This is a genomic window from Anabaena sp. CS-542/02 (assembly GCF_028331085.1).
Classification (GTDB): Bacteria; Cyanobacteriota; Cyanobacteriia; order Cyanobacteriales; family Nostocaceae; genus Anabaenopsis; species Anabaenopsis arnoldii.
On the sequence record NZ_JAQMTM010000006.1, the window covers coordinates 17,676 to 31,301 of the forward strand.

General features: G+C 42.1%; 14 protein-coding genes and 1 pseudogene. 1 reads left to right on the top strand and 14 read right to left on the bottom strand.

What is annotated here, in order from left to right; translation table 11 throughout:
* From PN447_RS00430 to PN447_RS00445, 4 genes are all read right to left on the bottom strand, one after another.
* A complete protein-coding gene (locus PN447_RS00430; RefSeq protein WP_271760008.1) occupies positions 1-1,308 on the bottom strand; it encodes a UDP-N-acetylglucosamine 1-carboxyvinyltransferase in 1,308 nt (435 codons plus the stop codon).
* Positions 1,309-1,329: 21 nt separating this feature from the next.
* A complete protein-coding gene (murB, locus tag PN447_RS00435; protein WP_271760009.1) occupies positions 1,330-2,211 on the bottom strand; it encodes a UDP-N-acetylmuramate dehydrogenase in 882 nt (293 codons plus the stop codon).
* A 75-nt stretch (positions 2,212-2,286) separates the two neighbouring features.
* Positions 2,287-2,757: a class I SAM-dependent methyltransferase gene (locus tag PN447_RS00440; RefSeq protein WP_271760023.1), complete on the bottom strand. Its 471-nt coding sequence runs from the start codon at positions 2,755-2,757 to the stop codon at positions 2,287-2,289.
* 322 nt (positions 2,758-3,079) lie between these two features.
* The gene (locus PN447_RS00445) at positions 3,080-4,912 is read right to left on the bottom strand and encodes an ABC transporter ATP-binding protein (protein WP_271760010.1); all 1,833 of its coding nucleotides are present in this window, start codon (positions 4,910-4,912) and stop codon (positions 3,080-3,082) included.
* A 197-nt stretch (positions 4,913-5,109) separates the two neighbouring features.
* On the opposite strand from PN447_RS00445, the gene PN447_RS00450 reads away from it, so the two are divergent.
* Entirely contained in the window at positions 5,110-5,241 is a 132-nt protein-coding gene (locus PN447_RS00450; protein ID WP_271760011.1) for a hypothetical protein, read from the top strand.
* Positions 5,242-5,306: 65 nt separating this feature from the next.
* Here the strand turns inward: PN447_RS00450 and PN447_RS00455 are convergent, their stop codons facing one another.
* The 10 genes and pseudogenes from PN447_RS00455 to PN447_RS00500 form a co-directional block, all read right to left on the bottom strand.
* Positions 5,307-5,537: a type II toxin-antitoxin system HicA family toxin gene (locus tag PN447_RS00455; protein WP_271760012.1), complete on the bottom strand. Its 231-nt coding sequence runs from the start codon at positions 5,535-5,537 to the stop codon at positions 5,307-5,309.
* The gene (locus PN447_RS00460) at positions 5,534-5,770 is read right to left on the bottom strand and encodes a type II toxin-antitoxin system HicB family antitoxin (protein ID WP_271760013.1); all 237 of its coding nucleotides are present in this window, start codon (positions 5,768-5,770) and stop codon (positions 5,534-5,536) included. The genes PN447_RS00455 and PN447_RS00460 overlap by 4 nt, the downstream gene beginning before the upstream one ends.
* Before the next feature lie 52 nt (positions 5,771-5,822).
* Positions 5,823-6,038 (bottom strand): type II toxin-antitoxin system HicB family antitoxin, encoded by a 216-nt coding sequence (locus PN447_RS00465; RefSeq protein WP_271760014.1) that lies wholly within the window; start codon positions 6,036-6,038, stop codon positions 5,823-5,825.
* A gap of 279 nt (positions 6,039-6,317) precedes the next feature.
* Entirely contained in the window at positions 6,318-6,779 is a 462-nt protein-coding gene (locus PN447_RS00470) for a DUF29 domain-containing protein (RefSeq protein WP_271760015.1), read from the bottom strand.
* A 93-nt stretch (positions 6,780-6,872) separates the two neighbouring features.
* Positions 6,873-7,058 carry a hypothetical protein gene (locus tag PN447_RS00475; protein ID WP_271760016.1) on the bottom strand — a complete coding sequence of 62 codons (186 nt, stop codon included), beginning with the start codon at positions 7,056-7,058 and terminating at the stop codon, positions 6,873-6,875.
* Between the two features lie 232 nt (positions 7,059-7,290).
* Positions 7,291-7,662, bottom strand: a complete 372-nt coding sequence (locus tag PN447_RS00480) for a hypothetical protein (protein ID WP_271760017.1) — start codon at positions 7,660-7,662, stop codon at positions 7,291-7,293.
* A gap of 21 nt (positions 7,663-7,683) precedes the next feature.
* Positions 7,684-7,851: pseudogene (locus PN447_RS18660) on the bottom strand (hypothetical protein); the annotation flags it as partial.
* 1,078 nt (positions 7,852-8,929) lie between these two features.
* Positions 8,930-9,355: a hypothetical protein gene (locus PN447_RS00490; protein WP_271760019.1), complete on the bottom strand. Its 426-nt coding sequence runs from the start codon at positions 9,353-9,355 to the stop codon at positions 8,930-8,932.
* A 492-nt stretch (positions 9,356-9,847) separates the two neighbouring features.
* Positions 9,848-12,052, bottom strand: coding sequence for a GumC family protein (locus PN447_RS00495; protein WP_271760020.1), 2,205 nt, complete (start codon positions 12,050-12,052; stop codon positions 9,848-9,850).
* Positions 12,053-12,362: 310 nt separating this feature from the next.
* The gene (locus PN447_RS00500) at positions 12,363-13,316 is read right to left on the bottom strand and encodes an NAD-dependent epimerase/dehydratase family protein (protein WP_271760021.1); all 954 of its coding nucleotides are present in this window, start codon (positions 13,314-13,316) and stop codon (positions 12,363-12,365) included.
* Positions 13,317-13,626: the final 310 nt, after the last annotated feature.

Below are 13,626 nucleotides of genomic sequence, written 5' to 3' on the forward strand. Positions count from 1 at the left end.
CTACTTGGAGTTAATATGAACTTGAACTCCTAAAGCCGCTAACTTCTCTTGCATTTGGTCATACCCCCGGAGAGCCATGTGAACTTTATCTATCTGACTTTCTCCCTTAGCAATAATTCCTGCTAGCACAAGAGCCATACTTCCTCGCAGATCAGTGGATGTTACCGAGGCTCCCGCAGGTTGACTATTACCATTGATAACAATTTTTCCAGGTGCCCACTGAATGCAGCCAGGATAAAATAGAGATAATTGTTCAAGATATGCAGTTCGTTCAGGATATCGATAATCTATTACAAGGCTACGTCCTACTGAATGCAACCCTAGGAGTACATAAAAAGGCTGCATATCTGAAATAATACCGGGGTGGGTGCCACAAGCTACTTCAAAAGGTTGTAACCCATATTCAGGAATTGACTCTGCTGAAACCCAAACAGAGTTAGAACTGGCAAAATAGTCTAATCCTGACTTTCTCAAGTGGAGCAGTGGAATCTCCATTGACTGAAAGGGTACATTCTCAACTAAGATATTCCCCCTAGAAATAGCAGCAAATATGATCCAAGTTAAGGCTTCGATGCGGTCTGGAATGACTGGAATAGTTGCGCCTCGAAGGTAATTTACCCCTTCTACCTCTATTAAACTAGTTCCATTGATTGTAATTTTTGCTCCCATTAGAGTTAATAAGTCAATCAGATTTTCCACCTCTGGCGTAACGTAGGCATTGTAAATGCGGGTTTTTCCAAAAGCAATTGCGGCACAAAGTAACGCATTTTCGGTTCCTCCCATAGTCGAAATAGGAAAGTGAATATCTGCACCACGCAATTGACCTGTAATTTCAATATGATCTAACTTTTCTTCTACGCGACATCCTAAAGCCTGCCAAACCATGAGATGAAGATCATATTTACGATTCCCCAGGTTACAGCCTCCTGGATAAGGAATAAAGGCTTTACCCTGACGCAACAATTGACCAGCAGCTAATAGATAAGTGGTGCGAATGGGGAAATTATAGTCGTCTAAACTCGTCGGTTTCAGTTGAGAGCAATCAAAGCGGGCTGAAGAAGATGTTTTTTCAAGGTGCACTTTACCAGACAAGGCTTGAATAAATCGGGCTTTTTGACGTACATCTACTAATTCAGTGGGAAAATTTAGCAGATAGACAGGTTCATCCGTCAACATAGCAGCTGCCATCATGCGTGTAGCGGCATTCTTAGCCCCGCTCACCCGAACTTTTCCAGATGGAACTTGAGATCCGCATACATTCATTGATAAATTACCTTGGTCATTAGCAGCGCTTAGTAGAGTAGACATGATCATTCAAAATAAATTTAGTTAGCTCAGAAAAACAACTTCAGTTTCTAAATTAATTCCTATTTCAGCTTCAACAGTCTTTTGAATATGTGTGATTAATTGACGAATATCTGCGGCTGTTGCACCGCCCAAATTTTCAATCCAATTGGCGTGCATGGGACTCACACGCGCAGCACCAATTTGAAAACCTTTCAGACCCGCTTGTTGGATATACCATCCAGCCCCCTTACTACCGGGAGGTGACTTAAAAGTGCTCCCTGCACTAGGTTTATCTAACGGTTGCTTACGCTTACGCTCCGCAAGATGGTCAAACGTGTTTCGGCGAATCTGATCTGGGTCGCCCTCCTCTTGTAAGCAAAAACGAGCTTGTAATATTAGGCGCTTTCCATTTAATAAATCGGTGTGACGATAACCAGCATGAACGTCTTCCATTGTTAGTGTTTCAATGGTGCCATCCAGATTTAAGACATCGAAATTTTTCACAATTGCTGTCATCTCACGGGGACGAAAAACAGTCAACCCAGCATTCATAGCGATCGCGCCGCCTACGGTACCGGGAATACCAATGAGAAACTCAAAGCCCGAAAAGCCCTCCCGTGCTGCGAATTTAGACAATTGAGGTAAGAATACACCACTCCCAGCAATAATAATGTCTCCATCACGTCTCAACTCAGTGAGGGAGTTACGAGTTAATATTACTAACCCAGGTAGTCCAGCATCATCAATCAATACATTAGAGCCACGACCAAGAAAATAAATAGGTATTTCCTGTTCATAAGCCCAGGTTAGCAATTTGGGTGCTGTTTCAAGATTTGGTTCTGCCAACCATTGGGCAGCACCTCCTATTTTCCAGGTTGTATAGGGAGCAAGAGGTATATTTTCAGCAAAAAGTTTGCTTGGCATATATCTATCCTGGGAAGTCCACTTAATTACCAGAAGGCTTTAAGAAATACAGATATTTTGGCAATAATCCGATGTCTATTGATCTACCAATGGCATATCAATTATGGCTATCAAGTAATCAAATCCAGAACCTCTAGGAAGTACATCAAATTCAACCATTGCTTGTCCAGGCAAATGATCTCGTATCCAAATCTCAAAGCTTTCTGGACTCCAGAAGTTAAAATGTCCCTCATAAGTATCAACTCGTCCATCTGGAACAGTTATAACTATTCGTCCATTTTCCGAGGATGCAGCAAATATATTAGCCAGAGCAAGGTTTGGAAAATGCACGTGTTCAAGAGTTTGAGAACAGACAATAAAATCAAACTCTAAGTCTTTCTCAATCGGTCGTGTCAAATCATGTTGAGCCAGAAAAGCGTTTGGACAATTTGATCTGGCAATCTCTAATGCTACTGAAGAATATTCAAATCCAAATAACTTCGCTTGGGGGTATTCATTCGCTATGTATTCCAGAAATAGCCCAGGTCCACATCCAAAATCCGCGATTTTAAGCTAATTCAGATTAGCGTAGTCTTTATTGACTTTTGAGCTTATATATTCATAAAGCTTATTCCTATGCTTACTACGATATTTAGTAAGGAAGGTATTACTAGAAAACAAGGTATCCATATTTTCCGGTGTGTTATGCTTGAATGAGTCAGTTTTATTGGCTCTTTTATTGGCTCTTTTTGCTACTACTGTATATCCAGTCATTTCTATTGCATACTTAATTATTTTTTTTAGCATGATATCCTCATCAGAAGTGTTCTAAAATCAAAAAGCTGGAAGACTATTTCAAAATTCAAATATTAGTCCTATAGAATTTTAGTTAACTCATTCCTGCCATCCTTTGAAAACTATTCGATTGCGCGATCAACTCCCGATAACTCCCCTGAGCCACCACTCGCCCCTGACTTAACTCCACCACCAAATCACACCGCTCCACGGTACTCAAGCGGTGGGCAATTAAAATTACCGTCAACTGATGACTCAACCCCTCAATAGCCGCCATCACTTCCTTTTCCGTGGCATTATCCAAAGCACTCGTCGCCTCATCAAACACAATCACCGAGGCATTGCGGTACAGCGCCCGGGCAATGCCTATGCGCTGCCTTTGACCCCCACTCAGCCGAATTCCCCGCTCTCCTACGTAGGTATGATATTTAGCTGGTAATCCCTCTATAAATTCATCAATCTGAGCCAACCGCGCCGCCTTTCCCACTTGATCAAAATCAATCTGGTCTTGAGGAATCCCAAAAGCAATATTCTCCGCAATAGTGCCATCACTCAGAAAAATCTGCTGGGGTACATGGGCAATACTCTGTTGCCATTGGCGTAACCGCTCACCTTGTAAAGCTAACCCATCTACCCAAATTGTGCCTTTATTTGGTTGTAAGAGTCCCAAAATTAAATCTGCTGTGGTACTTTTCCCACTTCCGGTACTCCCCACAAACCCTACTGTGGTCTTGGCGGCAATCTTCAGGTGAAAATCACGCAATACCCAGGGTGTTTCCTGGTGATAACCAAACCATACCCCCTCAAACCGTAGTTCCTGTTCCAACCCCAAGGGACTGGAAACAGTCGTTCCCAGCAGTGGCTCAATGGGTCGTTCTAAGGCCACTAACACCCGCCTTAACGCCGCCCGCGACCCCTGAATTTTTGCCACAGATGCAAAAGCCTCTTGCATAGCCGGTAGTAACCGTTTCGCCCCCAGGGCTAGGCTACCTAATACTGGCACAGCCTGGCTAAAATCCCCATTTTGACCTAAACTCAGTGCTAAAAGGGCGATCGCAGACAATGCCAAAGCCTCTATGAGATATCTGGGGGACTGGGAAATAATCAAATTAGTCGCTGTAGCTTGCTTGAAAGCAGCCTCCGCCCCCAGATACACCCTCTCGAAAAATTCTTGGGAATGTCCCAATAACACATCCCGAATCCCGCCAATCCCCTCCTGCACTACCTTGATTTTCCGTTGCCCCGATTCAGCGATAATTTTGCTATTACGCTTGAGTAAGCGTTGCCGGGTGCGATAAATCACTGTGTAGGCTCCCCCCAAAATTACCCCTGTCCAGAGGGCAATGTTGCCATCAATGAATAATAGCGTCCCCATTAAAGCAGGTATAACCAGGGCATCCGTCAAAAACGCCACCAATGGTATCAAGATATTACTAGTCAGAAGCGTGGTATCCCCAGTTACTGTCTGCATCAAATCGCTACTGTTGTGCTGCACATGGAAACTGTAGGGCTGTCGCAGGGTAGTGTGATAAACTTGGCTACTGATATCAGAACCCACCGCTGCAGCCAAGCGCAACCGCACATGCAGGGTCAGCAACCGCAGCCCATTAGCCAACACTGCGGCGACAATAAACCCCACAGCTAAGGCCCTCACTAGTTGGGTTGGGGTCTGAATCTGCAATAAGTTTAATACTGGTTGGAGATGGGGAGCATTCAACAGCATCTGTGCATTAGTCAAGGCTCCCAGAAAGGGAAAAATTGCCCCCACACTAACCATCTCACTCACAGAAGACAGCAGCATCAGCAGTAGCAAAGCCCCCAACTGCACCTGACGGCGACGGCTCAGGTAACCCCACAATTGCCGTAATTCAGCAATTAATCTTTGACTGTGCTTATGTCTCTTTTTACTGCCAGTATTTTTAGACATTTCTTTTCCTAAATTATTTGGTATTTTTTTTGACAGTATCCTCTTTTTAAACCTTGAGATCAGAAATGCAGGGAATAAGCATACTATTTTTCAATGTTTATATAACATCCAACAAATGGCGAAGTCCCATAATTTCCCATGTCTCAGAAGCCCATGAGCGCCTGTAAGTTAGCTTTCATTTCCCTTTTAGCTAGACTATGATGGTATTCTGTGGTAATATTGATTTTTTTGCTGTGCGGATTTGCTTAAATACTTGGGCTGTGAGGAGGACTAAAAGCGATCGCTTATCATACACATGGTTGAGTGATCGCCCGTTAACAGTCACCTAACCCTATGTCCTCCGGGTTAATCCCTAAACTATACAACGCCGATTTTTATATATTATTTTTGTATATTATTTCCGTAACAATTCAAAGAAAATTTCTTTGTCAATGCCAATATCTTGAATCATACCCATGAGAGTACCTTGCTTTAGATTTTGTCCTGAATGAACGGGAACCACGACTCTCCTACCGTTAATATTCTTGTAAATGCCATGACTACCTTTTTGCCGATCAAGATAAAATCCTAGTTTTTCAATAACCTTAATAAATTCTTTCGCTGTGACTGTAGGAAAGTTGCTCATCCTAAAATGGTCAATGATTTAAAAATTAAATCCTCTTTAGGTATAGGTTGACTATCTGCTTTTAAACTTTCAAGATATAATTCAATAGCTTCTGTAATATTGTCAATTGTTTCTTCAAAAGTCTCTCCTTGAGAATGACAGCCTTTGAGAATAGGACAAAAAGCATGATATCCTCCATCCTCTTCCCTTTCGAGAATGACGGTGTAATTGTAAAGTTTGCTGTTATTGTTCATATATATTTTTTACTTGATTTTTCCCAAATAGAGATCATGATTTTCTCCTAGATCATTTCATTAGGATCAACTCATCCTTGATTAAGTGTAATTTGACGTTGGGTAATGATGGTTGATCAAAGTAGTAACCTTTAACTGCTTCAATGACGTTTTCCTTGAGTTCTTCCCATGTGTCACCCTGGGTAAAAATGTCCTCTGTTAAACCTTCAGCAACAAAGCCGCCATCTTCCTCTTGAGATACTTCCAGAATAATGGTCTTATCTAACATATTTTCGCTAATTTGGTGCAATACTACCTATTATACAGCGATTTTCTTAACTATCTTAGGGAACACACCGAACACACCCAACACACCCAACAGACAAAGCGATCGCCTGTTAACAGTCACCTCACCCTATGTCCTCTTTAGAGGTTGTTTCAAAAGTTTTTTATTGTCATCAATGACACTGATTGATCCCCCCAACCCTCTTAAAAAGGGGTGAGGCTGGGTTCAAATAATATTCCATACATTTAACACTTATATCATAAATACAGGGAATCAGCATACTTATTGCCAATCGTGGCTAGTATCACAAAGAAAACTATCTGCGATCGCTTCTTTAAACCTGTAGGGACATTTTTCCGGAAAAGTTCTCAAGGATAAGTTGGTTTCTCGTAGAGCTAAATCCACCCCCGCTGCAAAACCATCCTCTACAGCCTCAGCCATGGAAGACTTTAAGCTAGGATTGCGACGAAAATGGCGGTTGATTGCTCGGCGTTGTTCTCTGATAGGCAGAAACCAACTGCGACAACGGTTTTCTGGCTGATATTCCCACTTGAGCGGATGACCTAACAAGACAGTAAGACGACTGACTAATTCTCGGTATTCCTGTCTTCCCAACCCTTCTAACTCAGCCTGTAAGTTTTGCCAATCTAATTCTGATACTTGCCTTTGTGCTAGTGCTTGTACTTGCCACTGAGTCCAGCCATAAAAATCCTCTTCGTATCGTGAAGCCCCTTCAGATTTCATAGTCTTGATTTTCAGCTTCAAGGGTAACAACTTTCACTATATATTTTACACCGGAGCCAGGGAATAAATTAAGAGCCTAATAGCTTAACTCGGTTAAAAACCGACTGGTTTGTTTGGGTGTACCCAACACCAGAGGCGATCGCGCTGCAAGTTATCCGCACCGGGGGAGCCGGGGAATGGATTAAGAGTCTCAAAGCTTAAGTCGGTTAAAAACCGACTGGTGTGAGTGTACCCAATACGGGGGGCGATCGCTCTAATTATACACCTATAAATACACACAGTTAGGCGATCGCTGACATTACTATACCTTTACTTTCATATTGCCGTTTTCTCCAACCAATTACCCAGATATTTCCACCTACTGGGTGTGTAAACATCAGCTAATTCTCAGACTGAGTTAACCAAACCGTAATATATAGCTGGGGGAAGCCTTGAAACGCTTGAATTTCAGTGGTTTTATCTTCTGTTTATGTCCTAACCACCTTGGCGGTTGCTATAATTGCGAGTGCTTCTACCAAACCCGGGGGTTAAAACTGGGGGGTGTATCCAGTTCAAACACCTCATCCTGAATCCGAGCCACATACAATCCTGCTTGCAATGCCTTTTCTCGCACTTGGACAGACATATCCACCGCCGCCAGGATTCCATATACTTGTTTATTCTGATGTTCAGGAAAGAAATGGCGGAACCTCGATAGCAGGTTGACTAACTGAGTAATGGATTCTTCCCTGGCGTGGCTTTTGACTTCCACAACTATCGCCCTGTTGATGTCCCCATTAGTATATTGCAGTACGTCTATTTCTAGGTGTTCCCCACCTTTGCTCACCCTCACACTGGGGCTGATAATTTCCATACCAAATTGTTGGCGCAAGATGGTTTCCATGGAAGGGAGAGCTAACCCTTCGGTGAAACTGCCAAATTTAGCCCCTAACCCGCCAATCTGTTTACCTAATTCTCTGATTTGCCGAGCATTTTCTTTTTGCAGGCGATCGGTTTCTTGGAATTTGCGATCGGTTTCTTTTTGGGCTTGGAGTAACTCTCCTAATAGTTGCCAAACTTCAACCGACTTCAGCTTTTAGCCAGGGAATGAATTCCCTGGCTCCCTGGTTTTTGTGTTTAGTCGAGGTGAATTTAACTCAGTTTCTTGTTCTGATCCTGAAATTGTGGTTCTCAGTCCTGTATGTTTATTCTATGTAATCTGAGATTTGAATCATACTTAATGGCGATCGCGAAGCGCTGCTGCAAGAAGCAGATCGACCTTTGCTGCAGAAGGTCATCATAAATTACCACTACTTGAGGAAAGCTGTTCTAACCAAGTTTGTAACTGTTGTACATTCCTAAAATCTAGGAATTCTTCGTTCCCTGTTCCCTTTTCCCCGTTCCCTGTTCCCTTTTCCCTAAGATGATGGTAGCCAACCTGTATAAAACCCTAACTGCCTAACGGCAATCCGCACTTTTTTTTGTTACACTTTTCCTGCAATTCGACCTAATCAGCTAAATCAAACTTTAACTGGGAAGGTTACGTTTGGAGGGACTGAGATTAATATAACCGTCGAAGCCCAACTCCATAAGTAAAGGTTTGTCTAGAAAATAATCAGCTTAGGACTAGCTCTTAAAATTTACCCATTAAAATATAAATATTTACTGCTTACACTTTACATTATGTTTATATATCATATTTGTCAATTCCTACTGGACAACCTAACAGAAAGTTAAGGTTTCACTAGATTTATGGGCAATTAACACCTGTATAGTTAAGTTTATAACGTTTACCCATAGGAATTTACCATATTTCCACTTATTGCAACATATTAAATAATATTTTTTCTGAACAGGAAATCTTATGGTAGCTTTTGCTACGTAATGCGCGGTCAGATTGGCAGGGAATGGCCTTGTACAACTGTCATAATGTGATTTTGTGATTTAGGCGATCGCTAAGAGGATGTTTGTCAAGTCATGATTAGTGTATCAACTATTGTTTCACCCCTCCGTAACCCTCCCCTTGTAAGGGGAGGGGACTGGATTTTATTGTTTTTTGTGTGTTCGGTGTGTTCGGTGTGTTCGGTGTGTTCGGTGTGTTCCATAAGATGAAAATTACCTGTTGAAAACTTATCAAGCATCCTCTAAGAATTTTCAGCGTGCCTTCCTCCTTATAAGGAATAGAAAGAATTCACAGCATGACAACTCAACTGTTTAGCATTTATCCGCGTAAACTCACCCACCGAAGGATTCCCTTCAGGATCAATTACTCCTGTCACCTGTTGCCAGAGTTCCTTGGGTGCCAAAGAAATATCATACCTACCATTATTCAACTGACGCACATAATACCAGTTTTTCTCCTGACAGTGTTCACACCAAAAAGCCTCTAACCACTCTCCTTGTATGGTAACTGCTGTGTAATTGGCGATGGACAATAATGCGGCTCGCCGACTTAAGCCCCGTTCCTGTAATTGTTCTGCTTTATCGGCGAAAAGTTTATATTTTTGACTCACGCTATCCAAATAACAGCCATGGATAGGACAATAAATAGCCCTACGTTTTGAACGTTTCCGATTCCGCTCACATCTTTTGTGCAATTCGACCTCCTCAGCTAAATTACAGTTGAACTCGGAAGGTTACGTTTAGAGGGACTCAGATCAATGAGATGATCGAGAGCTTAACTCTTCAGTAGATACTACCGAATTTAGGGTATCATACTTACTGTTTTTTATGTCATAAGATGGGAAAGTATAGACGAATTTGAAAGAAATAGAACTTACGCAACTGGCACATTGCGATTCGCCAAAAAATAGTAGTTTAGTACTATAAAAAAGCACATAAAAAGTTTTTGGCTGCGGTGTTGACTACTGTGTGAAAACACTCGATATTGGGATGGTAATGCTACACGAAACATCCTGAGATTCGGACTACGTAATGTGGGACACACGCACATATCAAGTCTCTGGAGATATTGACCTCTGCTTGGGTGGAGAAATCTCTTTAAGTAAGTCGAGTCGTGGGAAGAGAAAGCCTAAGAAGTGATCTTTGGAATCTTTCTTACAGCCGTAAGGGTTAGCAGGAAGAGGATGTCAATCCTTATCTAACCATTTCCCCGTAATTGCTTTTAATTGTGACTGAATCTTATCTCTCTTCCTGGTGGCATTTCTGGAATGATTATAGTGAGAATAATGGTAATAATTGTTGTAGTAATAACTGCTATTACTAGATATACCATTAACTACCATACCCAACACTGGCAACTGTGAATTTACTAACAATGCCTTTGTCGTCCTGATAGCATCAGAGTCAACCACACCAGGACGAGAAACTAACAAGATTCCATCTGCTATTTTCGCGATAATTGTGGCATCGGCAATGAATCTCAAAGGTGGAGTATCAATAATTACAAAATCATAATCTTGGGCTGCTTGTTTTACTAACTCCTCCATCCGCTGGGAATCTAATAGTGCAGCCGGGTTAGGGGGTATTGTACCAGCAGTTAGCAATTCCAGATTTACCGACATTTCCTGGGAAGTTTGCGCGAAATAAGCCTGCCCCGCCAAAATATCACTTAAACCCATCAAGTTACGTTTTTTCCACACCTCATGTTGACGGGGGCGACGCATATCTGCGTCAATTAATAGCACTCGCCTTCCCATCTGAGCGCTAGCCAATGCCAAATTAGCTGCGATAAAAGATTTACCCTCTGTTGGTAAACAACTACTAACCACAATCACCTTGAGTTCCTTGTCAGAAAGAGTAAAACCAAGGTTGATTTGCAGCATTTCAAAAGCGGAATTCACTCCCGAATAGGGGTTATCCAGTAATGGTAATTCCGTTGTCCCCTCTTGACGGTCTAACTGAGGAATGGCACCCAACAAAGGATAGCCGAGCAGTTGTTCGGCTTCCTCGGCTGTTTTTACAGACTTGTCTATAGCATCCAGGAATAAAGCCGAGCCAAAAGCTAAGACAACCCCTAAAAATCCCCCCAGTGCCAAATTCAATTGAATACGAGGGGAAACGAATTTATCCGGTAATAAAGCCTCAGAAACAATCCTGGCATTACCGACATTCTGATTTTCCACAACTTGCACTTCTTGTAATCTAGTCAGCATTTGTTCATAAATGCCTCGTGACACTTGTAGCCGTCGTTGTAGCTGTAGTTGTTGTTGTTCTAGTTTGGGTAAGGTTCTGAGACGATCTCCATCAGCAGTAAAAGCCTGGTTCAATACATTAACTTGATTCTCCAAACCCAGCCGTTCTACTTCTACTTGCACCAAATTAGCAGTTAGGGTTTGTTTGAGTTGTCCCATTTGTAAATCTTGCTCTGCGATCGGTTGTGAACTACCCAGAGTTTGACTAACTCTTCCTTCCAACTGTGCCCTCAAAGCTTGTTCTTTCTCTAATAAATTAACAACTGTGGGATGTTGATCGGTTAACCTTGACCTTTCCACCGCTAACTGGTCTTGAATCTTCTGGTATTCTGATAGCACTTGTTGTACTGCTCTTGACTGACTCAGACTGCTCAGGGACACAGCTTGCTGTGTACTCAGTGCCAATTGATTTTGCAAAGCACCAGAACGACTGTTAGCATCTACCAACCTCGCCCGTAGTAGAGTAATCTGGTTAGATATTTCATAGAGTCTTTCAACTCCTTGTTTAGCTTCTTCTTCTAAAGCGACAATTTCGTATTTTTCTTTAAACAGACGTAGTGCTAATTCCGCAGACGCAACTTGTGACTCCACCTTGGGTAATTCCTCCATGAGAAATTTCCGGGCGGCTGTAGCTTGAGAACGGTTGGTCAAGACATTATTATCTAGATAAGCGTACATCAATTGATTGACGATCGCCCGGGCTTGCTCAGGACTAGTATCACGGTAAGACAACTGCATAATATCAGTTCCCCGAATACTTTGAACCTTGAGGTTACCAATAAAACCACTGATGTCTAAGGGTTCCCCATCCTTATTCTTCAGCTGCAAGGTATCAATGGTTTTTTGAATCAGGGGGTGAGAGCGTATAATTTCGGCCTGGGTGTCTAAAGGGTTGGATGTGCTTCCTACACCACTGAGTTCTCCGAGCCGCTCACTGACACCTGTCAAAGACGCACTACTTTGTTTATCAAAAATCAGTTTACCTTCGGCTTCATAAATGGGCTTTTGACTAAAAGTATAAAAAGCTGTGAGACCAAATACAGAGGCGGCTATGGTGACTGTGGGCAACCACCGTCTTTTGATAGTTAGCCAATACTGTGCTAGATTAATCTCGTCTTGGTCCTCTTGATAAGATGGCATAATTTATCTATGACTCTACAACGCCAATCATTTATACTTGTTTAAATTCACATTGTATAGTGTAATGTTATCCCATAACTAAAATTTTGGCAAAAAACCACCCCTAAGATATCAGAGTAGATAGATACTAAGGTTCGGAGTAACAGTTGCGTAAGCACTCAGGATAGAGAAAACTTTATTCCTCTGTACAAACTCTGAGTTATAGTATCCGCTACTTCTGGAGTAAACCCCAGGGGACATAAGCGAGTTGCCAAATTTACTTGGTATAATAAAAATGCTAAATTATTTTCATAGGGGTAAAGGGGACGCGTCAACAGCTATACAAAGATTGAATAAACTGCCATTCTTGAGACAAACCCTCTCTCAAGGATACTTGGGGTAGATAACCGAGAATGTTTCTGGCTTTAGATACATCAGCCGCCGTGTGGCGTGCATCCCCCATCGCCTTTTCAATGTGATTTCTTTTAATTGGTTGACCGACAATTTCTGCCATTGTATCTAAAACATCTGTCAATACTACCCTACTACCACCACCAATATTCAATATTTCCCCCACAGCTTCTGGTACAGTAGCGGCAGCTAAATTAGCAGCAACAGCGTCACTGATATAAGTAAAATCACGTGTTTGTTTTCCATCACCGTAAATAGGAATAGGCTGATCCTCAATTACTGCTTTGAAGAACTTATGAAATGCCATATCTGGGCGCTGTCTAGGTCCGTAAACTGTAAAATAACGCAGTGAGACATAGGGAACACCAAAGTTTTTGTGATACAGTCCACACAATCTCTCGGCGGCGAGTTTAGTAATACCATAAGGTGAAACCGGCTGGGGACAAATTCCCTCATGGGTAGGTAAGGTTTCAGCATCGCCATAAATACTAGAAGTAGAAGCCAAAACTAATCTTTTCAGGTGCTTACTATCTTTTGCCGCTTCCAGTATAATCTGTGTGGCATTAATGTTGCGCTCGGTGTAAGCACGAAAACCCTGACCCCAACTTGCTCGCACCCCCGCTTGGGCAGCTTGATGGTAAACTATATCTACATCTTCTAGGAGTATCTGCCAATCTAAAACCTGAATATCTTTCTCAATTAAAGTAAATGCGGGATGATTTTGGAAACTGGCGATGTTCTTCCGCTTCAGTTCGGGACTGTAGTAATCATTGAACTCGTCAACTCCAATGACTTGCTGTCCTTGATTTAACAGAGTTTCTACAAGATGAGAACCGATGAATCCGGCGGCTCCGGTAACAATAGTTTTAGTCATGAGATAAGATAATATAGGGTGTATTTCTGAGGGTGATTAGTTCTTGAGGTTTTGAGGATTTACCGGTGAAATTCTTATTTTTATGTAACTCTAGCATTACTGGATTTTTGAGTAACTAACCACAGACTCACAGAGGAAAGGGAGAAAAAAGATCAGTTCTCGAGCGGTAAGAGGATGTTTGTCAAGTCATGATTAGTGTATCAACTATTGCTTGACCCCACCCTCTCCTTGCAAGGGTAGGTTTTTAATATGATCTGTGAAGGCAAGACTAGGAAGACAAGGAAGGAAAGTGGACAAGGAAGATTTTATA